36 protein-coding genes, 1 pseudogene and 1 other annotated feature are annotated in these 26,101 nt (G+C 25.2%); of the genes and pseudogenes, 11 read left to right on the top strand and 26 right to left on the bottom strand.

What is annotated here, in order from left to right:
• Positions 1-689: 689 nt before the first annotated feature.
• On the top strand, positions 690-995 hold the full coding sequence (locus SKUN_RS10045) for a hypothetical protein (protein ID WP_053390384.1): 306 nt from the start codon (positions 690-692) through the stop codon (positions 993-995).
• Between the two features lie 208 nt (positions 996-1,203).
• Here the strand turns inward: SKUN_RS10045 and SKUN_RS00390 are convergent, their stop codons facing one another.
• The 3 genes from SKUN_RS00390 to SKUN_RS00385 all read right to left on the bottom strand — a co-directional run bounded on the left by SKUN_RS00390 (position 1,204) and on the right by SKUN_RS00385 (position 2,187).
• Positions 1,204-1,719 carry a lipoprotein gene (locus tag SKUN_RS00390; RefSeq protein WP_053390383.1) on the bottom strand — a complete coding sequence of 172 codons (516 nt, stop codon included), beginning with the start codon at positions 1,717-1,719 and terminating at the stop codon, positions 1,204-1,206.
• A 108-nt stretch (positions 1,720-1,827) separates the two neighbouring features.
• Entirely contained in the window at positions 1,828-1,953 is a 126-nt protein-coding gene (locus tag SKUN_RS11140; RefSeq protein WP_268794843.1) for a hypothetical protein, read from the bottom strand.
• A gap of 15 nt (positions 1,954-1,968) precedes the next feature.
• A complete protein-coding gene (locus tag SKUN_RS00385; protein ID WP_053390382.1) occupies positions 1,969-2,187 on the bottom strand; it encodes a hypothetical protein in 219 nt (72 codons plus the stop codon).
• Positions 2,188-3,147: 960 nt separating this feature from the next.
• Between SKUN_RS00385 and SKUN_RS00380 the strand changes: the two genes are divergently transcribed.
• From SKUN_RS00380 to SKUN_RS10040, 5 genes are all read left to right on the top strand, one after another.
• The gene (locus tag SKUN_RS00380) at positions 3,148-3,378 is read left to right on the top strand and encodes a hypothetical protein (RefSeq protein WP_053390381.1); all 231 of its coding nucleotides are present in this window, start codon (positions 3,148-3,150) and stop codon (positions 3,376-3,378) included.
• 190 nt (positions 3,379-3,568) lie between these two features.
• Complete coding sequence (locus SKUN_RS00375; RefSeq protein WP_053390380.1) at positions 3,569-3,862, top strand: hypothetical protein; 294 nt, start codon at positions 3,569-3,571, stop codon at positions 3,860-3,862.
• 381 nt (positions 3,863-4,243) lie between these two features.
• Positions 4,244-4,366, top strand: coding sequence for a hypothetical protein (locus tag SKUN_RS11135; RefSeq protein ID WP_268794842.1), 123 nt, complete (start codon positions 4,244-4,246; stop codon positions 4,364-4,366).
• A 115-nt stretch (positions 4,367-4,481) separates the two neighbouring features.
• A complete protein-coding gene (locus SKUN_RS11535) occupies positions 4,482-4,607 on the top strand; it encodes a hypothetical protein (protein WP_144416788.1) in 126 nt (41 codons plus the stop codon).
• A 103-nt stretch (positions 4,608-4,710) separates the two neighbouring features.
• Complete coding sequence (locus SKUN_RS10040; RefSeq protein WP_235511199.1) at positions 4,711-4,863, top strand: hypothetical protein; 153 nt, start codon at positions 4,711-4,713, stop codon at positions 4,861-4,863.
• 205 nt (positions 4,864-5,068) lie between these two features.
• On the opposite strand, the gene rplL is transcribed toward SKUN_RS10040, so the two are convergent.
• The 22 genes and pseudogenes from rplL to rnmV all read right to left on the bottom strand — a co-directional run bounded on the left by rplL (position 5,069) and on the right by rnmV (position 19,601).
• Positions 5,069-5,434: a 50S ribosomal protein L7/L12 gene (gene rplL, locus SKUN_RS00370; RefSeq protein ID WP_053390379.1), complete on the bottom strand. Its 366-nt coding sequence runs from the start codon at positions 5,432-5,434 to the stop codon at positions 5,069-5,071.
• 55 nt (positions 5,435-5,489) lie between these two features.
• Positions 5,490-5,981, bottom strand: a complete 492-nt coding sequence (gene rplJ, locus SKUN_RS00365; protein WP_053390378.1) for a 50S ribosomal protein L10 — start codon at positions 5,979-5,981, stop codon at positions 5,490-5,492.
• Positions 5,982-6,053: 72 nt separating this feature from the next.
• Positions 6,054-6,161 (bottom strand) — a sequence feature (ribosomal protein L10 leader region).
• 367 nt (positions 6,162-6,528) lie between these two features.
• Positions 6,529-6,654, bottom strand: a complete 126-nt coding sequence (locus SKUN_RS11130) for a hypothetical protein (protein ID WP_268794841.1) — start codon at positions 6,652-6,654, stop codon at positions 6,529-6,531.
• A 95-nt stretch (positions 6,655-6,749) separates the two neighbouring features.
• Positions 6,750-6,935: a hypothetical protein gene (locus SKUN_RS10035; RefSeq protein ID WP_235511197.1), complete on the bottom strand. Its 186-nt coding sequence runs from the start codon at positions 6,933-6,935 to the stop codon at positions 6,750-6,752.
• 240 nt (positions 6,936-7,175) lie between these two features.
• Entirely contained in the window at positions 7,176-7,373 is a 198-nt protein-coding gene (locus tag SKUN_RS10030) for a hypothetical protein (protein ID WP_235511196.1), read from the bottom strand.
• A 424-nt stretch (positions 7,374-7,797) separates the two neighbouring features.
• Complete coding sequence (locus SKUN_RS10025) at positions 7,798-8,424, bottom strand: hypothetical protein (protein WP_235511192.1); 627 nt, start codon at positions 8,422-8,424, stop codon at positions 7,798-7,800.
• On the bottom strand, positions 8,390-8,620 hold the full coding sequence (locus tag SKUN_RS10020; protein ID WP_235511189.1) for a hypothetical protein: 231 nt from the start codon (positions 8,618-8,620) through the stop codon (positions 8,390-8,392). Before SKUN_RS10020 ends, SKUN_RS10025 begins: the two co-directional genes overlap by 35 nt.
• Positions 8,607-8,792 (bottom strand): hypothetical protein, encoded by a 186-nt coding sequence (locus tag SKUN_RS10015; RefSeq protein WP_235511178.1) that lies wholly within the window; start codon positions 8,790-8,792, stop codon positions 8,607-8,609. The genes SKUN_RS10020 and SKUN_RS10015 overlap by 14 nt, the downstream gene beginning before the upstream one ends.
• Before the next feature lie 3 nt (positions 8,793-8,795).
• Positions 8,796-8,981: a hypothetical protein gene (locus SKUN_RS10010; RefSeq protein ID WP_235511175.1), complete on the bottom strand. Its 186-nt coding sequence runs from the start codon at positions 8,979-8,981 to the stop codon at positions 8,796-8,798.
• Positions 8,982-9,281: 300 nt separating this feature from the next.
• Complete coding sequence (locus tag SKUN_RS10005) at positions 9,282-9,632, bottom strand: hypothetical protein (protein WP_235511173.1); 351 nt, start codon at positions 9,630-9,632, stop codon at positions 9,282-9,284.
• A gap of 377 nt (positions 9,633-10,009) precedes the next feature.
• Positions 10,010-10,267 (bottom strand): hypothetical protein, encoded by a 258-nt coding sequence (locus SKUN_RS10000; RefSeq protein ID WP_235511163.1) that lies wholly within the window; start codon positions 10,265-10,267, stop codon positions 10,010-10,012.
• Positions 10,260-10,478, bottom strand: a complete 219-nt coding sequence (locus tag SKUN_RS09995; RefSeq protein WP_235511161.1) for a hypothetical protein — start codon at positions 10,476-10,478, stop codon at positions 10,260-10,262. Before SKUN_RS09995 ends, SKUN_RS10000 begins: the two co-directional genes overlap by 8 nt.
• Before the next feature lie 245 nt (positions 10,479-10,723).
• Positions 10,724-10,795 (bottom strand): DUF2649 family protein, encoded by a 72-nt coding sequence (locus SKUN_RS09990; protein ID WP_327196280.1) that lies wholly within the window; start codon positions 10,793-10,795, stop codon positions 10,724-10,726.
• Positions 10,796-10,980: 185 nt separating this feature from the next.
• Positions 10,981-11,184, bottom strand: a pseudogene (locus SKUN_RS00350) (DUF3627 domain-containing protein); the annotation flags it as partial.
• A gap of 452 nt (positions 11,185-11,636) precedes the next feature.
• Complete coding sequence (locus tag SKUN_RS09985) at positions 11,637-11,789, bottom strand: hypothetical protein (protein ID WP_235511159.1); 153 nt, start codon at positions 11,787-11,789, stop codon at positions 11,637-11,639.
• A 508-nt stretch (positions 11,790-12,297) separates the two neighbouring features.
• Complete coding sequence (locus SKUN_RS00345) at positions 12,298-12,537, bottom strand: acetolactate decarboxylase (protein WP_053390377.1); 240 nt, start codon at positions 12,535-12,537, stop codon at positions 12,298-12,300.
• 105 nt (positions 12,538-12,642) lie between these two features.
• Positions 12,643-13,533 carry a class II fructose-1,6-bisphosphate aldolase gene (gene fba / locus SKUN_RS00340; protein WP_053390376.1) on the bottom strand — a complete coding sequence of 297 codons (891 nt, stop codon included), beginning with the start codon at positions 13,531-13,533 and terminating at the stop codon, positions 12,643-12,645.
• Positions 13,534-13,869: 336 nt separating this feature from the next.
• Positions 13,870-14,703, bottom strand: a complete 834-nt coding sequence (gene mutM, locus SKUN_RS00335; RefSeq protein WP_053390375.1) for a DNA-formamidopyrimidine glycosylase — start codon at positions 14,701-14,703, stop codon at positions 13,870-13,872.
• Between the two features lie 105 nt (positions 14,704-14,808).
• Positions 14,809-17,418 (bottom strand): DNA polymerase I, encoded by a 2,610-nt coding sequence (gene polA / locus SKUN_RS00330; RefSeq protein ID WP_053390374.1) that lies wholly within the window; start codon positions 17,416-17,418, stop codon positions 14,809-14,811.
• Positions 17,419-17,485: 67 nt separating this feature from the next.
• Complete coding sequence (locus SKUN_RS00325; protein ID WP_053390373.1) at positions 17,486-18,232, bottom strand: GHMP family kinase ATP-binding protein; 747 nt, start codon at positions 18,230-18,232, stop codon at positions 17,486-17,488.
• 2 nt (positions 18,233-18,234) lie between these two features.
• Positions 18,235-19,083 carry a 16S rRNA (adenine(1518)-N(6)/adenine(1519)-N(6))-dimethyltransferase RsmA gene (gene rsmA, locus SKUN_RS00320; protein WP_053390372.1) on the bottom strand — a complete coding sequence of 283 codons (849 nt, stop codon included), beginning with the start codon at positions 19,081-19,083 and terminating at the stop codon, positions 18,235-18,237.
• Complete coding sequence (rnmV, locus tag SKUN_RS00315; protein ID WP_053390371.1) at positions 19,083-19,601, bottom strand: ribonuclease M5; 519 nt, start codon at positions 19,599-19,601, stop codon at positions 19,083-19,085. Before rnmV ends, rsmA begins: the two co-directional genes overlap by 1 nt.
• Before the next feature lie 128 nt (positions 19,602-19,729).
• On the opposite strand from rnmV, the gene mreB (SKUN_RS00310) reads away from it, so the two are divergent.
• The 5 genes from mreB (SKUN_RS00310) (at position 19,730) to mreB (SKUN_RS00290) (ending at position 25,252) form a co-directional block, all read left to right on the top strand.
• Positions 19,730-20,779 (top strand): rod shape-determining protein, encoded by a 1,050-nt coding sequence (gene mreB / locus SKUN_RS00310; protein ID WP_053390370.1) that lies wholly within the window; start codon positions 19,730-19,732, stop codon positions 20,777-20,779.
• A gap of 273 nt (positions 20,780-21,052) precedes the next feature.
• Positions 21,053-22,111: a rod shape-determining protein gene (locus tag SKUN_RS00305; protein ID WP_053390369.1), complete on the top strand. Its 1,059-nt coding sequence runs from the start codon at positions 21,053-21,055 to the stop codon at positions 22,109-22,111.
• A 77-nt stretch (positions 22,112-22,188) separates the two neighbouring features.
• Entirely contained in the window at positions 22,189-22,923 is a 735-nt protein-coding gene (locus tag SKUN_RS00300) for a hypothetical protein (protein WP_053390368.1), read from the top strand.
• Between the two features lie 171 nt (positions 22,924-23,094).
• Positions 23,095-24,138: a rod shape-determining protein gene (mreB, locus tag SKUN_RS00295; RefSeq protein WP_053390367.1), complete on the top strand. Its 1,044-nt coding sequence runs from the start codon at positions 23,095-23,097 to the stop codon at positions 24,136-24,138.
• Between the two features lie 55 nt (positions 24,139-24,193).
• Positions 24,194-25,252, top strand: coding sequence for a rod shape-determining protein (gene mreB, locus SKUN_RS00290; protein ID WP_053390366.1), 1,059 nt, complete (start codon positions 24,194-24,196; stop codon positions 25,250-25,252).
• 71 nt (positions 25,253-25,323) lie between these two features.
• On the opposite strand, the gene SKUN_RS00285 is transcribed toward mreB (SKUN_RS00290), so the two are convergent.
• Positions 25,324-26,094 carry a TatD family hydrolase gene (locus SKUN_RS00285; protein WP_053390365.1) on the bottom strand — a complete coding sequence of 257 codons (771 nt, stop codon included), beginning with the start codon at positions 26,092-26,094 and terminating at the stop codon, positions 25,324-25,326.
• Between the last annotated feature and the right edge of the window lie 7 nt (positions 26,095-26,101).

The following is a 26,101-nucleotide window of genomic DNA, read 5'->3' as shown; positions in this document are numbered from 1 at the left end:
TTGTTTAAAAAAAACTAATTTTTTTTGATTAATAATATTTCAATCGTAATATTATTATTTGTAAAATTTGTAAATTATAATTATTTTCTTGAATTTTACAATTAAAAAAGTTGTAATTTTATTATAAAATTTACTATTTGTTTTACAAATTAAATATTTATCTAGAAACTGAAACAAACTAATATTGTTAAAAATAGACACTTTAACTTGGTTATCATTCAAGTCATATTCACTAAAAATACTTTTTAATGTTTGGCGATTAAAATAAATAATTATTTTTCATTGATATAAATAAGTTATTATTATAAAGAATAAAATAAAAATACTAATAGCTGTTGTAATAGCATAAAAAATCTTTTGTGACAATAATCTTCATTCTAACAAATAATTATTACTAAAAGTAAAATCTGATGTTAAAAATAATAAAAACAATTGCAATAAATTTAGAATTAAACCAATGTTAATAACAACTAATAAAAAATAAAATAATTTACTAGCGATTTAACTTTAACTATTTTTTTTATTTTTAAAATGTTTTAATAAATAAATTCCTTCTCAACTACTACCAAAAAGAAGAAATAAAATATTTTAAAAATACTAAATCTGTTATACTTTTCTACTTCCTTAAGTAATGTTAAAAGAAACATGTGTCCCAACAAATTTTTTAGTTTTTAGAGAAGAGATATAATATGCCAACTTGATTAACGACAATATTTAGTGTTGTTATTATATTAGGAATTTTTGCTTGAATTGGTTTATCAATTTATCAAAAAAATAAACAAATTCAAGGAAAGAAAAAAGAAATTGAAAGAAAGGAGGATAAAAAAATGTTAGGTATGTATTTAACAACAGCAGTTAATTTTTTAACATCACCTACACCTAAAACTATGTCTGATAGTATGAGTGGTACTTGAACTGGTTTATCTAGTGCATTATGAAAAGTTAAAGAAACATATTCACAAGCATATCACAAGCATATTATACTAATAATATAAAATTAAAAATTAGATTTTAAAAAGTAATATTTGCACAATTAGGAATATTATTTGGATTTTCTGATGGAGGTTATATAGGCAATGATAAAGATATTATATTAGATATTTCTAACCCAAATGTTTTAGGTATTAGAAATAAAGGAGATAGTCCAGTTAAAATTTCAATAAAACCAAGATAAAAATAAAAAGAGATGTAAAATATCTTTTTCTATTCTCCGTTAACTTTTATATTACCATTTTCATCTAAAATTAATTCAGGATCTTGTGTATCTAAATTTCAACGATAAATTGATTTTATATATGTACCATTATCATTTTTTCAATATCAACGGCGATTTGGAAATTTATTTTCTTGAATAAATAAATCTGTATAATGTGATGATAAAAATTCTAATACAAGTACACATTCATTATGTTTATCTAAAATTTTATTGTGTTGTAAATCATAATTTTTAAATTTAATTAATCTTAAATTATCATTTTTATCACCACGCCAAACAACAAAATAATATTTATTATCAACATTATTAAATGGTTTTTCTTGTGGTGCTATTCATTCTAAGTTATATTTAATAGTTTCATCTATTATATTTATTTTGTTTTCTGCTTTTAGTTTTGTTAATTCTTTCTTTGTATATTCTTGTGGTGTATTACAAGCAACTAAACTTGTTGTACTTGTACCTACTAATGTAATTGCACCAAATAAAGTCAATAATCTTTTCATATGTATGTCTCCTTATTTTATTAATTATTTATATAATATTCCAAAGAAAATTCCAATAATTAAAAAAAATAATTACTGTGTAAATTCAGATTTTTTTAGTTATATCTTTTATATTTCATTTTTTTGACTAAATAAAATAATACCGTAAATTAATAATGGAATGCCTATTAAAATTGGTAAAGTTAAAAAACCAAAGACCATAAAAACAATTACACGTTTATTTAAATTATTCATTTGTATTCTCCCTTTTTATTTATTAATTAAATTATACAATAAAATATAAGTAATTGTAAATACCTTAATTACTTGTTTTAAGGGGGTATATGCACCTTTTTCTTTAATAGTTTCAATTTCATCATTTTTATTTTCAGTAGATTTTTCAATCATATCTTTAATAAAATTAGTTGGTGAAACTGATGGTTGCTCTTGTACAAACAAATCAGGTTTTAATTCTTTTAAAGTTTGCATTTTTCAGTTAAATAATTACCACTAACTTTTTCTAAATTAGTTTTAATATCTTCAATTTTAGTAGATTGAACATCTTTAAATGCTTTTGATTCATATAATTCATTAGCAACTTTTAAATAGTCTTCTTTTGAAATAGTATCTTTTCTTTTTTGTATTCCCTAAATAATTTGTTTTGTTTCATTATGAAATTCATTTAAAATATTATCTGCGATTTCTTCATTTAAACCTTGTTAAATTAATTGTTATTTTGTAATTGCCATTTTTATAAACCTCTCTTTTTTTATTCTTGTTCGAATAACAATTCAGCATAAATCTTTTTTAAGGCGGAAAGAAAAAACCGTAAATTACTTTTTTGTTAAAAGTATAAACTGTTAACTTTATTTTACACTATTATTTTAGTAATATAATACTTTTTATATATAATTACTAAACAAACAATATAAAAGTGTTATAATAAAATTAAGTATTTAAATATGGGACAGTACTCAAAATGGACAAGAGAATATTCTGCTAAGATGTTAGGTCGGGAAACCTATGTGAGAGCTCTAGTCTTTCCTGTTCCGCTGTTTAATAAAAAGTAAATATAAAAAAGAGATTTAATATCTCTTACTTGAAATTATTATTTATTGATATACAATTACTAATAAGAATAATGTCTGTTTATTTTTTTTTATTTAACTAAGGTAATAATATCATATTATTTTGCTAATACAATATAATTTGTAATAATAAATACTATAAGTTAATATATTTCATTGCTAATATACACCTGATGAAATTAAAAAATTAACTGATTTTACACTTAAAAACCTTAGATAATAAGGGAGTGAAATATTATGGCAACAATTAATTTGCCACAAGTACCTTTTACATTAAAAGGTAATACAACAAATCAAAAAGCGATGTTGATATGCTTAATGCTTTATTGCGTAGCCTTTATATAATGAATATGCAAGTATTATGCAGTATGCAACAGCAACTGCTGAAGAAGTTGCTTGATTACCAAATGCAGGACAAGCATTATATAATTTAACTCATCGTGTGGTATGACAAAATGATTATTCATTACCAAATGGTGGAACAACTCAAACTATGGAATTAACAAGAATTCCAGTTCCTATTGATAAAAGATTTAATTTAAAATTAATGAATGAAGCATTTTACTTAGCATTAATAGAACAAAAATATTAAAAATGGTGTTATTGCTGATGCTATTTCTAGTGTTGTACAAAATAAATTTGTTAATTTAGAATGTGAATTAATTCAGGCTATTTATGATTATTGTTTAGCAGATGGTCAATATGAAGTAATTCCATTTCGTAGTTATACAGCAGATAATGCTGATGGTGCTAATTGTGCTTTTTTTACATTAAATTAAACATTGATTGAATTAACAAATCAAATTAGTAATTTATATTTTGGTTTACCAAATGATAAAATGTTTATGGTTTTAGGACGAAGAGGATATTTATGATTAACACCTGCTTATTTAAAAGTAATTTGTTCACAAGCTCAATTAAAAGCAATGGTAAATGGTCAATTATATGAAAATAAAGCAATGGGTATCCCAGTATATAAAAGTTTTCATTTAGAAAAAACATATACAAAAGGACAAGTTAATCGTGATAAAGGTTATGATTTTACTAATGTAAATGTTTTAATTATTAATAAGTAAGTTTGAGCATATCCAATTAATATGGATACTATTTAACAAGTTTTAGATAATGATACTGATAACCCTAAGTGAATTGGTAAAGTTCAATATGCAACACCAACAATTTTATATCCAAAAACATGTAAAATTATTTTAGAAAGACAACCAACTCAATCATAAATTACGCAAGCAATTAATAATTTAAATAAAACTTATCGAGTTCCGATTGACTATATTATTGGTAAACTCGCTTTATCAACAGTTATTACAGTACCTAATTTAGGTCAAATAACAATGGCTGCTGATACCCCAAAAACAGCAGAATTATAAACTTCTATTAAAGTAAAAAATACTAATTATGCATTTTGTAATCGAAGTACAACAAATCAACTTTGAAAGGAGTTGTTTTTTATTGAAAAGAAACATTATTTTATTTTGCGGTCCTTAGTAATTAAATATCGAAAAAATATTGTTATTAATACTGTAAATAAAATAGTAATTAATAATGTAAAAGAAAATGAATAAATTATCCGAGTAATTTATTAGCGGTAATTTATTCAATATTGTTTATTTTGAGCGTAGCGAACACGCAAAGCGTGACACGATATTTTTAGAGAGGAGATGTAATATGCCAACTTAATTAACGACAATATTTAGTGTTGTTATTATATTAGGGGTTTTTGCTTGAATTGGTTTATCAATTTCTCAAAAAAATAAACAAATTCAAGGAAAAAAAGAAAAAAGAAATTGAAAGAAAGGAGGATAAAAAATAATGTTAGATATGTATTTAACAACAGCAGTTAATTTTTTAGCAAATACACCTAAAACTATGTCTGAGGGTATGACTGGTATTTGAACTGGTTTAACTAGTGCATTATGAAAAAGTTAAAGAAGGTATAACAAATATTTTACCTGAGATAATGGTTTTTTTAGGTGATGCGTGAATTATTTTAATTCCGTTTGCAATTTTTTTGATTATTAAAGTATTAAACTTTTTCCATGTTATGGTTAAAGGATTTTAGTATTTATTATTTATCATATATTTTAACTGTGGCACACTAGTTTTATATGTGATTTGATGTAAAAAATGAATTTATTAAATAGAAAAATTAACTTATTATATTTACTATTAAAGTTTTGGCATTCTGTATGATGAAGCGGAAAAAAGCAACCCTTCAACAAGAGTTGCTTTTTTCCGCTTCATCATACAGAATGCCAAAAATTAAATTATTTAAGGTCAACTGAAGCTCCAGCAGTTACTAATTGTCCTTTAATTTCTTCTGCTTCTTCTATTCTTACTTTTTCTTTAATTACTGCTGGTAATTTATCAACAATTGCTTTTGCTGCCATTAATTCTTTTCCAGTAATTTCTTTAACTAATTTAATAATTGCAACTTTACTTGGTCCTGTATCTGTTAACACAATATTAACCTCTGAAGGACCAGCTGCTGCTCCTGCTTCTGCGGGAACAGCAGCAACTGCAGCTGCAGCTACAACACCAAAATGATCTTCAATTGCTTTTGCTAATTCATTTAATTCCGATAATTTCATTTCTTCTAATGCTTTAATAATATCATCTTTTGATAATGCCATAATATTTTCCTCCTCATTAAGATTTTTATATAAAATCTTTGAATAACATAACTAATTATTCAGTTTTTGTTTTAGCAATTTCTTTAACTGCTATTGCAAACATACGTAATGGGTATAGTAAACTTGCTCCAAACATTGATAATAATTCATCTTTTGTTGGTAATGCTGCAATTTCAACAATTGCTTTTGTATCTAAAACTTTACCCTCATAAATTCCAGCTTTTAATTTTATTGCTGGATGTATTTTTGCAAATTTTGCTAAAGTTTTTGCGGCAGTCATCTGTTCACCTGTACCAAACACAAAAGCATTAGGACCTGTTAAAAATTGGTCTAATTCAGCAAATCCTGCCTCTTTAGCAGCCAAACTTACTAAGTTATTTTTATATACTTTAATGTTTACATCTTGTTTTGTAAGCATTCTTCTTAGTTCTGTAAATTCAGCAACCGTTAATTTTTGATATTCAACAATAACTGCTGAATTAGAATTTTTAAAGTTATTAATAATTTCATTAACAACTGCTGTTTTAATTTTCATTGCTGGATTCATTCTTCGCCTCCCTATAATAATTTTAAAAGCAAGGGCAATTAACCAAGTGGATTAATTGCCTAAAACATTATTTAAATAATATAAAAACATGTCATTGTTCTATATCTCAATAATGCCTCGGCAACATAATTAAGATTTAATAAAATCCGTTGCTGTCTATGGTATTTTGATGACTATGGTACAATACCGATTAACATAATATTATAATTTTTGTTAAAAGTCAAATAAAAAACGTTATTTTAAAAAATTTTATTAATCTTGTTTTACTTTCGGCTTATTTTCTTATACCAATATTTATTCCACAGTCATGTACTCAAACAATATATCCCAACTACACCAAAAAAAAATAAAAAAACATATCCTAAAATTTCAACAACCAAAGTGTATTTTTGTTTTACTGCAGGTGAAACAACAAGTTCTTCGTAAACTTGAAAAATAAAAGGACCTTCATTATTATTAATAAAAATATTATCATTTTCGTCAATAGTAATTGTATGGACAAAAGTTCCAAAAATATTAGTTTTTCCAACCTGTTTTGTTTTATTTTTTAAAAAAACACTCCAGCAAGTATTGTTGAATAATAAACATTATTATTTTTGTAAACAGTAATAGATAACGCTGTTTTATCAAATAAACCAATCTCTCTTAATTCTTTTTCAATACTTGAATACACATAATTACCAAAATAAATGTTATTTTATTTATCAACAGCAAACGCATAAATTAATTCATTAAGTTTATTTTCCTCAGCTAAACTATATTCATTATTTAATTTTTGAATTGAAAAAAAATAGCTTCATCAGTAGTAAAATATAAATTATCGTTGTGGTCAATCACTAAAGCAAAAACTTTTCTAGCAACTTTATTATCACTATTGTTATCATAAATAAATTTTTCAAGTCTAGTTGAACCTGATAATAAATAATAAATTCCAGCAAAAGCCTCTAAATACAAAGTATCATTACTGTCTAATGCAAGAACAGTAATATTATTATCAACTAATTAATCATTTAAACCCTCAATTTTAACAATTGTTCCATTATTACCATCATAAATATATACTTGATGATCTTCGTTTACATAATAAATATTATTTTTTTAATCAACTGTTAAAGCAATAACATTATCATCAATTCCATTATTTTTTTTTGCTTTTGTTGTATCATTAAGCAAAAAATAAATTCCCCGTGAAGTTTAAAAATAAACTATATTATTAGAAATTTTAATTGCATTACGAGAAATATTGTCAAGTCCTTCAATTCTTGTTTGAATATATTGTTTTTCATTAAAACTAAATGGAGTATTACGAATATGATTAGGAACTTTATTAAAGGTTAGATTTTGAGTAAAAATAGAACTTGCAATAATGCAGAAAGTACATATCTTTTTCATTGTTAATTTTTCCCACTTTCCTAACAATTAATTTTATTTATCATAAATTAGGCTAACACAATATCTAAATATTTAGTTTAACAAAAAAATAATAAGAAATTAATAAATTTAAAAAATGTTATTTAATTAAATAACATTTTTTTATTCCATTGTAATATTTATTAAATTATTCTTTTTAATTTTTCAAATATCTACTCCAATTAATGAAATTAAAATAAAAACGAATTGCTAATGTTGCTATTGAAACAACATAAGATGAAAAGGAAGGAATTAATAACATTCCGGTACTTTTAAAAACAATATGAGCAATGACATTCCATAATAATTGGGTAATAACATAATTTAAAACATAACCTAAAACAATTGCAATAATTTTTCATGTTGGATATCCAAGGACTTTTAAAGTTAAGATTGTACGGCAATTTTAATCAAGCACCATAGCAATTAAGACTGATAAAATTAAAGCAACAATGACAATTGTTAATCCTTCTAAAATATTAAGAACATCCCGGACAGTTCGCATTTCTTGTGAATAATTTTCTTGTAAAGTATCAAATTGTCATATTTTGTTAAGGCCATTTAATAATTTTAAATTTGTTATTAAGTCTAATGGATTTTTAAGATTCGGTTTTTTATTATCAAACATTGTAAAATCATAATTATCGTTTGATGAAAATGACGAAATAATATAATAAGGCTGCAAGGTTACTCCCAATGGACTATCTAGTGATACAACAACATTATAAAAATTTGGTAAAAATTGTTCTCCTTTTTTAGTTAAATTAACTCATTGGTTCATAACCATAACTAATAAATCTTGATTCATATAAATATTCCCCGAACTAATATCAGCATCATTTGAACCAATCATTTTAAAAGCAACCGGAACATACCCAATAGCATTTGTAATTTGAACATTTAATTTAAAAATATCCTCAGAAACTAAATTCATCGATTGATAAACCCGTTTTGCTAAAAGAACTGGTATTGGTTCATTAATTGAAACATTTGGGTCATTACCAGTAGGGTCCTGAACTAATTTTATATCCAAAGACTTCTTTTTGGGCAATATCACTTGGTGTCGTCTTAGAACGATAATTCAATAATTGATTACACTCTGTTTCATCACTTGTTAACCCAACAAAATTTAATTGTGAAACTTGATTTTTTGAATTTTTAGTATCATCTGGACTTCAACCTGCTGATAAGAAAACATATGGGAAATCATAATTTTTATCATAAACCATATATGCTCCTAAATAAATATTTTGGGTATTGACCATAACTAGCAATTAAATATGATTTAATATCATTCTTAAAATAACGGAAAAAATCTTTAACAATTCCTTGCGCCATTACTCCTGCATCCAACTGGAAAATTAACAAAAAGGACGAAAAAACTAAAACAATTAATACCATAATTTATTTTCCTAAAGATTTTAGTGCAAAGGTAAATGATAAATGAACATTTAATGTTCATTCAAAATGAGCATATTTACGACCTTTTTTTCGTTTTTTAGTACGAAAAATTAAATTAGAACCTTTTAAATCATAAATTAAATCCAAAGCTGTCCAACTTAAAAGAATAAATGATATTAAGAAAGACATCCTAAATAAATATAGTGGAATAAAAATTGTCGCTGAAACAAAAATTAGTGGATTAAAATAAAATGATGATAATGGTAATACTATTGAATATAAATTTGAACCAGTAAAATACATTTGCAGAGGAATACTTAAAGCTCATCATAATAAATAACCAATTAAAGTTGTAAAAATAATGTTAAAAGTAAAAATAAATGATAATTCAAAGCGATGATATCCTAATGATTTTAAGACTACAAATTGTCGTTTTGCATTAGTAATATCTTTTTTAATGAAAAAAGCAATAATAAATAAAATAATAATTTAACAAGCAACAACAATTGAAGTATTAATAATAAAACCAGTATTTGTTAACATCACAACTTGTACCGGTAATGATGCTTCAAAAGCGACAATTGCATTATCAGGCGCTACAAAATAATTGCTTAAAACTTTTCTTAATAAAGTTATTTTTTGTGGTTCAGTTAAATTACCATTAACATTAATAAAACTAGTAATTTTTTCAGTTCCATTTGAAAAATTTTGCTTGATAGCATTAAAATTAATAACATTCATAAATAATACTGAACCATTTTTTAAATTAATAATTTTATGACCAGTAGCAAGAGTCGATAGACTTACTAAATCATGATAAATATTACTTAACTTTGCCACATATCCAATAATATTAAATTGTAAATTTTGACTATTTCCTAAATTAAAGTGTCCACCAAGTTTTAAATGATTATAATCAGCATATTGTTTATTTAAAATAATCTTATTTTATGTTAAATCACTAATATGTTCTAATTTTATTACTTCAAAAAGACGATTAAACGGAGTAAAAAAAATATTATTACCTCGTCAACCATCACCGTTATATAATAAATTTTTATTTTTGTTAACAGCAGTAGCATTAAAATATTGCTTATCTTTTGCTAAATTATTTACATTAAATTGATAACCAACATTAAAACTAAGTTCTAAGCCAGCTTTGTCACCATTAATTAAATCATTTAAACGACTTTCATCTGGATTATGAATAATATAACTTAAAAAGCAGCAGTAAGATTTTTATTAAAATTTTTAACTAATGCAGTAAAAGAATCTGTCCCCATTTCTGGGTTTAAGTATGATGGTTCTTTTGTTCATTTACAAATTTCAGAATTAATTAAATCAAAATTTAACCCTAAAACATCAGCACGAATATTATTAAATGTTAAATGCTCAGCATCAATTTTTGACTCATCATAAAACTGAGCTAAAAAAGTACGATTATTTTCAATATTTTTTGTTTCATTTTTACACATTATTATCAATATTTAAACTATCTACTCGAATTTCATATTGATAATGAAAACTATTTTTCTTAATATCATTTAAGCCATTTTTAACTTGAAAAACAGTTGAAAAAAGAGTTGTAAAGGTTAAAACTGCACCAATAATAAACAAAATTAACCCAATAAATTGAGTTATTTTTTTTGTAAACCCTCGCATAGCCTCTTTTGCAAGATTTCACATATTATCCACCCATTCCAAGAATCACTAAGTTAATTATATAAAAAAACAGTACAAAGAAATTATCCAAAGTAATAAATTAACCAAACTAAACAAAAGCATTTAACCACTAATATAAAAATAGTTTTTAAAGAAAAATATAAACTTTTTCATTATTTAAAATACCCAACTATCTCAAAAACCATTCACAAGAAAAACCAAGTAAAAAACCAAATCACAATTCAAACACCAACCATTAAAATTAAATATTAATTTTGCGTTAAATTCCACATTGTAATACTTTCAATATTTGTTTTATCTATAAACAAAAATATATGAATAAAAAACTATTTTAATTTAATTCAATCATTTTGCATTTTTAAAAACTCCACATTTTTTGAATAAGTTTAAAAAACATTCCAAAAAAAACAATAAATAACACAAACTATATAACATATAAAAACTCAGGGGAATTTGAACCAATAATATAACTAAAAAATTGAACTCAATAATCATATAAACTCATTTAATTTAAACTTTCTAAATCATTAATTAATTCTTGTACTTTTTCAACACTTCAATTTGTTAAATTATTATTGTTATTATTTGTTTTTACTTTTTTAGATTCACTTGAAAATAATGATTTTTTAATTTTGGTAAAATAATTTTGTTTATATTGATTATATAAATTAATTAACGCTGTTCCAGTTAAATATTTTCAAATATTTCGAATTGCAAGTACAAAGTGTGGAAAATCTTTATCATTTCAATTCAATATTGAAAAATAAATAAAAGAACTTAAAAAAGCAGAGCCAACTAAGACAACTAAAAAAGAAAGTGAACTTAATAAAAAAATATCTTTAATAAAATCTATCTATATTTGTTTAATAAACAATGTTATAAATAATGTTCGTATAATGTTTATTTATTGTAATAAACACTGATTATTAACAATGTTATAAAAAATGTTAATATATTGTTTATTTAATGTTTAATAAACACTGTTAATAAACATTGTTAAATATATAAAATAATAAAAATTGGCACACTGAAAATAACTATTAAGAACTTTAATAGTAAATATAATAAGTTCATTTTTCTATTTAATAAATTCATTTTTTACATCAAATCACATATAAAAACTAGTGTGCCACAGTTAAAATATATGATAAATAATAAATACTAAAATCCTTTAACCATAACATGGAAAAAGTTTAATACTTTAATAATCAAAAAAACTGCAAACAGAATTAAAATAATTCACGCATCACCTAAAAAAACCATTATCTCAGGTAAAATATTTGTTATACCTTCTTTAACTTTTTCATAATGCACTAGTTAAACCAGTTCAAATACCAGTCATACCCTCAGACATAGTTTTAGGTGTATTTGCTAAAAAATTAACTGCTGTTGTTAAATACATATCTAACATTATTTTTTATCGTCCTTTCTTTAAATTTATTTTTTCTTTTTTTCCTTGAATTTGTTTATTTTTTTTGAGAAATTGATAAACCAATTCAAACAAAAATCCCTAATATAATAACAACACTAAATATTGTCGTTAATCAAGTTGGCATATTACCTATCTTGTCTAAAAACTAAAAAATTGAAATTTGCAAACTCGCTCCGCTCGTTGTTGCTTCGCTCCATTAAAAACACTATTGGACAAATTATCCGCTAATAAATTACGCGTAATAATTTATTCTTTTACTTTTTAATTTCAATATCTTTTGCAATCTTATTAACAGTATTAATAACATTATCTTTACCATACTTTTTCACTAGCAACCGCAAAATAAAATATTGTTTTATTTGCATAATTTCAACTCCTTAATTAAAAATATTAAAAAAAATTTACTTTCCAAAACTGTAAAAACCAAAAATACAAAATGTGTGTAATTTCTACAAATTGATACCCCACACCATCTAGCACAATTAATTCACCATCTAAATGGTCAAAAGTTCCTAATCCAAAATTACCTTGCTTTAATAATGTCACAAGCTTAATCATACCGTCAAAATTACCAGCAGCTAAACTTATTATTGTTGAAAATTGATAAACATTACTAAATTTTTGAATCATAACTAATAAAACTCCTTTTTCTAATAAACTTTTTGTTGAAATTGTTTATTAACATTATTTAAACATAAAGTTAAAGAAAAAAACATTTCATTCTTGAAATGTTTTTTATGCTTTACCTTTGCATCCAAATCATGATATTAATTCATCAAATGTTGCTTTAATTGCTTCATATCCAGGTTTTAATAATTTTCGTGGGTCAAACCCTTTCCCATTTTTTGGTTTGTCTTTTCCCTCTTCAATATATTTTCTTGTTGCAGCAGCAAATGCAATTTGTAATTCAGTATTAACATTTATTTTACTAATTCCTAATGAAATTGCTTTTTTAACTTGTTCTCGCGGAATTCCACTACCACCATGTAAAACCATTCCAATTTTTACAGCAGCTTGAATATCTTCTAAAGCTTGAAAATTTAAACCTGGCCATCCAGTTGGATAAGGACCATGAATATTTCCAATTCCTGCAGCAAGAAAATCAATTCCTGTTGCTACCATTTCCGCAGCTTCTTTTGGATCACCAATTTCACCAACGCCAACTACACCATCTTCTTCTCCACCAATTGTACCAATTTCAGCTTCAACTGATACACCATTTGTTTTTGAATAAGCTACTACTTCTTTTGTATTTTTTAGATTTTCAGCAAATGGGTGGTGGCTACCATCATACATCACTGAGGAAAAACCAGAATCAATTGCCATTTTACAACTTTCTATTGATTGACCATGATCTAAATGTAATGCTACTGGAACAGTAATGTCTAATGAGACTAATAACGCATTAACCATCGCAACAACTAAATTATAACCTCCCATATATTTAATCGCTCCTTCTGAAGCTCCTAAAATAATTGGTGTTTTTGTTACTTGTGCAGCTTCTAATAAAGCTTTTGTTCACTCTAGGTTGTTAATATTAAAATGACCAACAGCATATTTATTTTTATGTGCTTTTTTAATTATTTCACTAGCATTAACTAATCTAGCGTGATATTTTTCTCCCATAATTCTTTTCCCTTCTAATATAAAATATTACAATAATATTATAAACTTTTTATTTTAAAAAATAATATAAAAAAAGGAATTTATTAATATTTACCTAATTTACTAAAATTTACCAAAAAAAAGAAAAAAAATATAATTTTTAGAATTATTATCCTCTTTTTTAAAAATCCCGTGTTATAAATAAAGTACTATATGGCAACATATAGTAAACAAACAGAGCTTATCATTACATGATGGATGGGCCTCCTAAAAGATAATACCCAAAGATAGGTATTTGTTAGTAAATATTTTTTCATAGTTTTTTCTAAAGGGCATTTCTAAACAAGGAATGCCTTTTTATTTTAATTTTTGACAATAATTACAAAAATAAGTTCCTCGTCCATTGATAAAAATTTTATCAATTAATTTATGGCAATTAACACATTCCATTTTATTACGCCCATGTACTTTTAATTGTTGTAAAAATTTACCATCCATTCCTGGTCCAGGATGATAAGTTGCAATGGTTGTTCCTCCTTCATCAATGGCTTTTTGTAAAACTAATTTTGTATTGTCAATAATATTTTGATAATCTTGATCAACTAAATTTTTTGTTCTTTCACCAGGATGAATTTTAGAAGCAAATAAAATTTCATTGGCATAAATATTTCCAATTCCAACAATAACATTTTGTTCCAATAATGTTGTTTTAATCGGCTGTGATTTATTTTTCCAAGCATTTTTTAAATATGAAACTGTAATTTTTTCATCAAATGGTTCATATCCTAACTTATTCAATGGTGCTTGTTGTAAATAATCATTTTTATTATATAAATGCATTGTCCCAAATTTTCTTGTATCAAGATAACGTAATTGAAATTGATGATCAAGTTCAAATAAAACCATAATATGTTGTCATTCTCCAGGTTCATCTTTTAGTGTAAAATAATATTTGCCTTCCATACGTAAATGACTAATTAAAACATAATCATCCAATATAAATAGTAAATGTTTACCCATTCGATTAATTCTATTAATTTTTTGTTTAACAATTTTTTTTATAAATTCCTTTGAATCAAGAGGATACTTTATTATTTTATTTCAAAAAAATTGACAATCAGTAATTGTTTTTTCAACAACATGTTTTGTTAAAATACGACGGACCGTTTCAACTTCTGGTAATTCTGGCATATTGTTCCTTCTTTCTTAATTAATAATTTAATTTTATTTTTATATCTAATAAAAATCAAGATGCTAATAAGTAATTAAAATTATAAAAAGTGATATGATTTAATTTTATTTTAAATCATATCAACTTAAACCAGTTTTCATATCAACTATTAACTTTACATCTAATTTAGTAGAATCTTCCATCAATGTTTTAACAATTTTTTGCACTTGAATTAATTCAACTTGCGGAATTTCAAAAATTAATTCATCATGAATTTGTGCAATAATTTTTGCTTTTAAATTTAATTTTAAAAATTCTTGGTCAATATTTTTTAAAGCAATTTTAATAATATCCGCTGCACTACCTTGAATTGGCATATTAATTGCAATCCGCTTTCCAAATTCACGTTGCATATAATTACGGTCATTAATTTCTGGGACATAACGTTTCCGATTAAAAATTGTTGTAACATAACCATTTTGTTTACAAAACTCAACTTGTTTATCAATAAAAACCTTAATTGTTGGAAATTGTTGATAATAATTATTAATTATTGCTTTTGCTTTTGCAACAGAAATATTTAAATCAGTTGCTAAACCAAAATCACTAATTCCATAAATAATCCCAAAATTAACAGCTTTCGCACTACGACGAATATTTGGTGTAATTTCATTTTTTGATAAATTAAAAATTTTCATTGCAGTATTAGTATGAATATCTTCATTCTTATTAAAAGCAGCAATTAAATCTTGGTCTTTTGACATATGTGCTAAAATTCGTAATTCAATTTGTGAATAATCACAAGATAATAAAACATTATTTGGCGATGAAACAACAAAAATTTTTCGTACCTCTTTTTGAACATCATCACGAATACTAATATTTTGCATATTAGGTTCCACAGATGAAAGCCGACCAGTATTTGTTAAGGTTTGTTTATAAATTGTATGAACTTTCCCATCAGCAAAAATATATTTTTCCATCCCTTTTAAATAAGTTGAATATAATTTTTTATACTTTCGATGATCTAATATATTTGGAATAATCACATGGTTATTTTTTATTTTTTCTAATGCTTCTTGTGCTGTTGACCCTTTTTTCCTATCAGGTAATGAAAGATCTTGAAATAATAATTCTGAAATTTGTTTTGGTGAATTAGGATTAATTTCTTTTTGTGCAATATCATTAATTTCATTATTTAATTCTTGCACAATTTTTTCAATTCGTAATGTTTGTGTTGTTAATTCATCTTGGTTAACTTTAACACCATTAATTTCCATTCGTGCTAATGCAAAAGCGGTTGGTAACTCAATCTTATAATATAAATCATATTGCTGATTAGATTTTAATAACTCAATAATTTTTTGTCTTAATTTATGAATGTACGCTGCTTTTTCACCAATAAAATGACTTAATTTAATTACATCATCAGGAATTTGTTTTTTAACCCCTTTACCATAAAATAATTCATCAGTCAAAATTTGTTTTTTTTCAAATAAATTAATATAAGTATCTAAACTATTTTTTGCATTTGAATTATAAACATAACCAGCTAGCATCATATCATATTCAATATTTTGAACAAAAATATTATCACGAGCTAAAGCAACAATTAAACTCTTTGAATGATAAGTTAACTTTTGATATTTAGTATCATTTAAAAATTGATGTCATAGTTTATCATGCTTTGCATGAATATAATCAAAATAAAAAACATTTTTCGAATTAACAATTCCAAACCCAATAATTTCTGCAGTATGATAATTTTCATCTAATAATTCTAAATAAACAGTAGTGTTATTTTCATTAAATTCGGAACATCATTCTTCAATAATTTTTACTGTTATATTTGAGTTTTCGGTACTATTATCTTGATTATTAAACAACTTTGTTACAAATGAATTCATATTATATTTTAAATAAAATTGCATTAATTTTTCTTGATTTGGTGAAAAATGAGTAAAAGTAAAATGTTCTAAATTAATATCGCAAAAAATAGTAGCTATCTTTTTGCATAATAATGCACTTTCCTTATGATTTAATAAATTTTGTCGTAATGCACCCTTAATCTGCTCAATATTATCATATAAATTTTCAATTGAATGATATTCCTTAATTAATTTTATTGCTGTTTTTTTACCAACCTTTGGAACACCCTTTAAATTATCAGAAGGATCACCCATTAGCCCTTTTAAATCAGGAACTTGTAATGGTGTAATTCCCCATTTTGTTATTAAAGCTGTTTCATCAATAACATCAGCACTGTCGCCTTGACGTGGCACTAAAATATTTGTTTTATTAGTAATTAATTGATATAAATCTTTATCACTTGAAAAAATATCAACATAAAAATCTTCTTTTTCAGCCAGAACTGCTAAACATCCTAATAAATCATCAGCTTCATATCCTTCTTGCTCTAAATATGGAATTTGATAACTATCTAAAAATTCTTTTACAATTGGAAATTGTACAATTAATTCATTTGGCGTTTTACTCCGACCATCTTTGTAGTCAAATAATAAATCATGACGAAAATTCTTTTTTCCTTTATCAAAAGCAACAACAACACTATAGTAGTTATTTGTTTTTAATATTTTATTCAACATATTGGCAAATGCATAAACAGCATTTGTTGGTGTTCCATCGAAACTCTTTAACATCTCGCCATTATACGCTGTGGCATAAAATGCTCTAAAAAGCAAAGAATTTCCATCAATTAACAATACTTTTTTCATTTTACAATCTCCTCATTTACGTTCAATTATAGCCTAATTTAATTTTAAAATATACTTTAAAACTAAATTATCAAGCCAAAAAAGCACCGCCACTACCAGAAAGCATTACATTTGAATATTTTTGCTTTAGTGTAAGATAAAATTTTTTTAACTCTGGATTAATTTTAAAAGCGGGCTGTTGTAACATATTAAAATAAAGATTATTAATTATTTTTTTTGTTTTATAGTATTGATAATTATGGTCAAATTCTTGATAAACCTCTTTTGTGATTGATGATATTCTTGAATCAATAATTTTAAGATTTGGAATTTTATACTTATTAATTTTATGCATTGTTAAATACTTAATTTTATGACCATAACCAGAGATTATTGCTGGTTTTTCTAAATAAAAAAATAAAGCATCGGAACTAAGACTTTGAATTAACTTTTTAATTTTCCAAGAATAATAATTAATATTAAAAAAATAACAAATAAGTTTAATCATTGCAACAGCATTACTAGCAGAATAACCAAGACCAGAACCAATAGTTGTATTTTTAATTAAATTAATATCAACTGGGGTTGATTTAAACTTAGGGAACATAACAACAAATTTATTATATGCTTCCAAAATAGTATTATTATTTGAATCTAGTTCTTTTTTATTACAAGTAAAAATTGTTTGTTTACCTTGATAAGGCAATAACTCAACAAAATCATATTCTTTCTTATAAGGAAAAATAATACTTTTAATATGGTGCATTTTTTTAAATTTATGTTTGTGAAAAACCTCTAAAGTTAAATTAAACTTACCATATGATCTAATTTTCATTTTTATAGTTCTCCCTTAATTTGTTTAATTTCATTATATAAAAAATAAAAATCATTTAAACTTAAATTTTCTGAACGTAAATTTAATGCATAGTTTAATCTTACCAAAATATCTTCGGCTAAAATTTTATTTTTAATAATAATTACTAAGTTATTTAAAATTGTTTTTCGCTTTGTTGCAAACATCATTCGAATAAATCTAATAAATTCTTCATCATTTATTAATAAAGGATATTTTTTATTCAATTTAAATTTTAAAACAATACTATCAACTTTTGGTACTGGAACAAAATTATTATGACCAACTAAGGAAACTTTTTCAATGTCACTATAAAATTGACAAACAACAGAAAGACTACTATAGTTTTTTGAATTTGGCTGAGCCATAATTCGTTCACCCACTTCTTTTTGCATCATTAAAATAATTTCTTTTACTTTTGGATTATTTATTTTTAATAATTTAAAAATAATTGGTGAAGTAATATAATAAGGAATATTGGAAATAATACTAATTGGATTATTATCTAAAAATTCTGTTAAAAATAATTTTTCTAAATCAATGGTTAAAACATCTGCCTGTATAACAGTTAAACCCTGATCTTTAAATTTTAATGTTAAATATTCTACTAAAGTTGAATCAATTTCAACACAAACAAGTTTATTTGCTTTTAATAAAATAGGATTCGTCAAAGCACCCATTCCTGGACCAATTTCTAAAATATTTGTGTTTGGTAAATCAAATACACTATCAACAATTAAATTAATAAAATGAGGATTTGTTAAAAAGTTTTGTCCCTTACTCTTTTTAGCTATTATTCCTTCGGCACGCATTTCTTGATTTTGTTTCTTCATTATTTATCCTTTAAAATATCAATTAAATCTTGTTTTTTAACATTAATATAATTTAGTCATTTAAATGTTGTTTTATTATTAGTTGGCATTAAGTTATAGTACTTAATAATTTTTTCGCGTTTTACTTTTGAATCAACTAAATTAATATAATCACTTCATTGTAAATTATCAGCTGGCTGGTTTGAAAAACTAATTAAATTATTAATACTATTTTTAATTGCATCTTCAGATGCCTCAGCAATTCCAACTTTTTTACCCTTGGTTGCATCATTCTTACTTATAAAAGCATGCAGGCAGTTGTTTTCTAAATAATCACTAATAATTTGACGTAATTTTTGTCCAGGATAATCAGGATCAGTAAAAATAATTACTTTATTATTTAAACTAATTTTTTTAATCAATGATAATTTTTCTTTTGTAATCCCACTACCGCTAGTTTCAATTGTTTTAATATTAGGAAAAATACTTTTTAACTTTGTTGAATCTGTCTTACCTTCAACAATCACAAATACTCCCATTTTAGCCTTTACTCCCCAATAAACACCTTTTTCATTTACTTATTTTGATTTTATAGTATAATTATACTATACTATTATATTAAAATAATCATAAATTTTAAATATAGGAGTAGGAGGCAAAAAGAAATATGGCTAATTATAAATTTGGAAAAGACTACTCGTTTTTAGCATTAGACTTAGGGACAGCTAACACAGTATCCTATGTATCAAGTCAGGGAATTGTTTATAACGAACCTTCGATGATGGCATATGACACTTTAAGTAACTCATTAATTGCCTTAGGAAATGAAGCATACAAAATGGTTGGAAAAACGCATGATCATATTAGAATGGTAACACCATTAGTAGACGGAGTTATATCAGATATGGAAGCGGCTCAAGATTTGTTAAAACACATTTTTAGTAGATTAAAATTATCAGGAATTTGAAAAAATTCACTAGTAATATTGGCGTGCCCAAGTGGAGTTACCGAATTAGAACGTGGTGCTTTAAAAGCTATTGCAAAAGATATGGGAGCAAGTCACGTTTTAGTAGAAGAAGAAGTTAAACTAGCAGCATTAGGAGCTGGCATTAATATTGGTCTAGCACAAGGAAATTTAGTAATTGATATTGGTGGGGGAACAACAGATATTGCAATTATTTCAGCTGGTGATATTGTAATTTCAAAATCAGTTAAAGTTGCAGGAAAACACTTAGATCAAGAAATTCAAAAATATATTCGTGCTGAATACAATGTGCTAGTAGGAATTAGAACGGCTGAACAAATTAAAAAAGAAATTGGTGCATTAGTTAAAATAATTAATGAAAAACCAGTTCGTGCCTTTGGTCGTGATATTATTACGGGATTACCACGAGAAGTATTAATTAAACCTGAAGAAATTAAAAACGTTTTATTAGCCCCTTTTTCAAGAATTACAGACTTATTAGTAGAAGTATTAGAAAAAACACCACCAGAATTAGCTGGTGATGTTATTAGAAATGGTATTACCATCTGTGGAGGAGGAGCTTTAATTCGTGGAATTGTAAAATATTTTGAATCAATTTTCCAATTAAAAGTAAAAGCTGCAAATGATCCATTAATGTGTGTAATTGATGGTGCTAAAACTTATGAAAAAAATTTAAATGCTGTAATTGAAAGAATTCAATTACTTAATGCAAATGAATACAAAATTTCATAAAAAGTATATTTTTAAAATATATTTTTTTTATTTTTCAAAAAACTAATAACATAAAAAATAACTAAAATTTTAAAAAAAAAGAAACTTGAAATTATCATTTTTACTTGAAATTATCATTTTTAATTGCAAATTATACCAGATTTTATATAATAAAGTTACTTGATATTGAATGTTTTATAACAAATAAAGGGTTTAATATTTAAGAAAATTATTATGTTATTATTATTGCTATGTTTTTTAACGAAGCAAAAAACGGAAGGATACATTTTAAAGATGGCAATATCAGACATATTGAAAAATACATTTAACATTTCGCCAAAAGCACCCCGGAAATTCATTGCTATAGATTTAGGAACTACTAATTCGATTGCTTATGTTGCTGGGAGAGGAATTATTTTCAATGAAGCATCAGTAATGGCATATGAAATCTGAACTAAGAAACTAATAGCATTAGGTAATGATGCTAAAAAGTTAATTGGCAAAACACACGATAAAATTGAAATTTACTCTCCATTACGTAATGGAGCAGTTACGAATTTAACTATTGCAGAAAAATTTATTCAACAAATAGGAAAAAAAGCAAAAGTAACTGATTTATGAAAAAATGCTATTGTTTTAATTGCATGTCCCAAAAATGTTACAGACTTAGAAAAACAAGCAATAATCAAGATGTGTAAAAATATTGGTGCTGACTTTGTAAAAATTGAGGAAGATTCATTAATGGCTGCCTTAGGAGCGGGTGAAAATATTTTTGCACCAAAAGGAACTTTTATTTTAGACATTGGTGGTGGAAAATCAAGTTGTGCTATTATCTCAGCTGGTGGAATTGTTAAAAGTAAATCAATTAAAACTGCTGGGAATTATATTGATGAAGAAATCTTAAAATATATTCGTGCGAAGCATACTATTTCAATTGGTGTTGTTACTGCTGAACAAATTAAAAAACAAATTGGTTCATTATACAAAACAAAAGAAAATAAAAAAATGATTATTTTCGGTCGTGATGTTATAACAGGAATGCCAAAAGAAGCAGAAATTTTAGATTCAGAAATTAGGAAATTATTAATAAGTATTTTTTCATCAATTACACAATTAATAGCCGAAGTTTTAGAAAAAACTCCAGCTGAGTTAGCTGGTGATACTGTTACTAATGGAATTTTAGTTACTGGAGGATGTGTTCAAATTGCCGGAATTAAAGAATTTCTATCAGATTATTTTCAAATTCCTGTTCGTGTAGCTAAAAACGCCGAAACATCTGTTATTGATGGATGTATTGCTTATGAGAAAAAAATTAGAACCGACTTAATTGAAGAAAACAAAAAAAATAGATAAGTTTAAAACTACTTATCTATTTTTTTATTATAATTTTTAGAAAAATGATAAAATTATAATAATAAGGTAAAGCAATAATGAAAAAAGTATTATCATTTTTAACAGCACTAACTTTTATAACTCCAACAATTAATTCAGTTGTAAGTTGTTCAACAATTGATGTACGAATTCGCCAAGCTTTGGCAAATTGAACTTATACGTCAAAAACTGATCAACCAATTTTTGGAGCAGTTTTTAATTCTGACAAAACAATTAATGAACCATATTTCTCATATTGATTTATTCAACAAATTTTGACTTCGTCTGGTTACATTAATATTGATAAAACTTGAAATCAATTACTAAATAATAATAGTGGTATTGCCTGGCCTTATCCTAGTACAACAAATATTGAAGAAATCTATAGTGATTGATTTAATTCAACTATTACCAGCATTGAAGAAGGCAAAATTAATATTTATGATTTAAAAACTTTTTTTATTTATATGACGATTTATAATCCAATTATAATTTTATCTAATACACAAATTTTTGAATATAAATATAAACGTGAGCAATCAGCAATTGAAATTGAATATCGATATAAAACACCAACTGATATTAATACTTATATTACAACATTAGTTAAAAAATATTTAACTTTTTTAAAAGAAACAGTTGAAGTTAAATATTTAAAATTAACTAAATACTTTTTAACAATTGATGAAACAAAGCAATGAATTGAAAATTTAGTTAATATTTTAATTAGAATTTTAACAATTATGTCACCCACTTTTGTAATTCCTTTAAGCATTAATACAAACCGATACTAAACTTAATTATGGAATAATTTTTAGGAAAGATTAAGATTTATGTTATAATATTTTTGTATTGTATTCTATATCTGAAAATAAATATAGAGACTTGCAATTCATTTTATTGATTAATCAAAAATATATTAATCTAACTAATTAATTTAACAAGAAACAGGAGGACAAAATTACATGGCTTTATTTAATAGTGCAAAAAAACCGGCTTTCGTTTCTATGGATTTAGGAACTTCTAATACATTAGTATATGTTTCAGGTTCAGGAATAGTTTACAATGAACCTTCAATTGTTGCTTACAGAATTAAAGAAAACAGAATTATTGCTGTAGGAGCCGAAGCTTACAAAATGATCGGAAAAGGAAATAAGTCAATTCGTATTGTTAGACCAATGGTTGACGGGGTTATTACAGATATTCGTGCAACAGAAGCACAATTAAGATATATTTTTACAAAACTACGTATTACAAAACAATTAAAACATTCAATTATGTTATTGGCTTGTCCATCAGTAATTACTGAATTAGAAAAAGCTGCTTTGAAAAAAATTGCTATGAACTTAGGAGCATCAAAAGTTTTTGTAGAAGAAGAAGTTAAAATGGCCGCATTAGGTGGCGGGGTTGATATTTACAAACCTGCTGGAAACCTAGTGATTGATATGGGAGGAGGAACAACAGATATTGCTGTTATGGCCTCAGGAGATATCGTATTATCAAAATCAGTTAAAGTTGCTGGAAATTACTTAAATGATGAAGCACAAAAATTCATTCGTTCACAATATGGTCTAGAAATTGGATCAAAAACTGCTGAACAAATTAAAATCGAAATTGGGTCATTATCAAAATACCCTGACGAAAGAAGAATGAAAGTTTATGGACGTGATGTTGTTTCAGGATTACCAAGAGAAATTGAAGTAACACCTGAAGAAATCAGAGAAGTATTAAAAGTACCGGTGTCAAGAATTATTGACCTAACAGTTCAAGTGTTAGAAGAAACACCACCAGAATTAGCTGGTGATATCTTCAGAAATGGAATTACAATCTGTGGGGGAGGAGCTTTAATAAAAGGGATTGATCGTTACTTTGTAGATACATTACAATTACCATCAAAAATTGGAGAACAACCAATATTAGCTGTTATTAATGGAACTAAAAAATTCGAATCAGACATCTTTGATATCTTAAGATTAGAATCAATGCATGTAAAAGAATTAAATTACTAGAATAATAATTAATTGATTATATAATAGTTATTAAATTGTTAAGGAGGACAAAAACGTGAGACCAGAAACTAGACCATTTATTTCTCTTGACTTAGGAACTGCTAATGTTTTAGCATATGTTTCAGGACAAGGTGTAGTCTACAATGAACCATCATTAATGGCTTATAACAATAAAACTAATAGTTTAATTGCTTTAGGGAAAGCTGCCTATGATATGGTAGGAAAAACACACGGAGATATTAGAATGGTAACACCATTAATAGATGGAGTTATCGCAGACATGGAAGCTGCACAAGATTTATTAAAACATATCTTTTCAAGAATGAAAATGATGAACATTTGAAAAAATGCTATTGTATTATTAGCATGTCCAAGTGGAGTTACTGAACTTGAAAGAGAAGCATTAAAAAATGTTGCTAAAGAAATGGGCGCTGAATTAGTTATCATTGAGGAAGAAGCTAAAATGGCTGCTTTAGGAGCAGGAATTAATGTTGAATTACCTCAAGGTCATTTAATCATTGATATTGGTGGAGGAACAGCTGATTTAGCTATTATTTCATCAGGTGAAATCGTTGTTTCAAGATCAATAAAAGTTGCCGGAAATCATTTTGATGATGACATTCGTAAATACATTCGTTCAGAATATAATATTGCAATTGGGCAAAAAACAGCTGAAGATGTTAAAAAATTCATTGGTTCATTAGTTAAATACCATAACGAAAGATCAATGCAAATCTACGGACGTGATATTGTTTCGGGATTACCAAAAGAAGCAAAAATATCTTCAGAAGAAATTAGAAATGTTTTATTAAATGCATTTTCTAAAATTACAGATTTAGTAATTGAATTATTAGAAAATACACCACCAGAATTAGCTGGTGATATTATGAGAAATGGAATTACAGTTTGTGGGGGAGGAGCTTTAATTAGAAATATTGATAAATATTTCTTTGATATTTTCCAATTACCAACCAAAATAGCTTCAGATCCATTAAATTGTGTTATCGAAGGAACAAAAATCTTTGAAAAAACAATTAAGAAAAACATCGAAAATGGTTTATATAATTTCCAGGAAAAAGGATTATTATCGTCATTAGGTAAAAAAAGAAAATAAATTGAAGCAAAAAAAATATTAGGTTAACCTAATATTTTTTTTATTGTAATTTTTAAATTTAAAATTAAAAATTAATCAAAATTAAATAACTTACGTGCATTCTTATTAGTAATACGAATCATTTCTTCAACCGGCATATTCTTTAATTCTGCTAATTTTTTAACTGTATACATAATAAATTTAGGATAATTCTTTTTCCCTCTATATGGATCAGGAGTTAAATATGGTGCATCAGTTTCCACTAAAATTTTATTTAATGGTACCATTTTAGCAACTTCCCGTAATTCCTGAGCATTTTTAAAAGTAATATTACCAGCAAACGAAAGATAAAATCCTAAATCTAAGAATTTTTGAGCCATTTGAATTGTTCCATTATAACAATGCATCAAACCTTGTGTTATTTTTTGTTCTTTTAATATTTCATAACAATCTTCATAAGCATCACGGCAATGAATGGCAAGTGGAATATTATGTTGTTTTGCTAATTCAATTTGTTTAATAAATCAATGCTTTTGTAAATCTGGAGAAACAGTTTTATGAAAATAATCTAAACCAATTTCGCCAACAGCAATTACTTTATCACTATTTAATAATTGATCTAATTTCTCTAAATCTGAAAACCCATATTTACCAACATCAGTTGGATGAAACCCAATTGTTGCAAAAACATTATCATACTGCATTGCATGACGAACTGCTGCTTGGCTAGAATCTAAATCATAACCAACATTATTAATTCAAAACACGCCACTAATTTTAGCATCAGCTATTATTGCTGATGTTTCTTCGTTCTCATATTCATGTGACATTAAATGACAATGTGTATCAAAAATTCCTTGCATATTTTCC

The sequence above is a fragment of the Spiroplasma kunkelii CR2-3x genome, assembly GCF_001274875.1.
GTDB lineage: Bacteria > Bacillota_I > Bacilli_A > Mycoplasmatales > Mycoplasmataceae > Spiroplasma > Spiroplasma kunkelii.
This window is presented reverse-complemented; position numbering and strand designations above follow the sequence as displayed.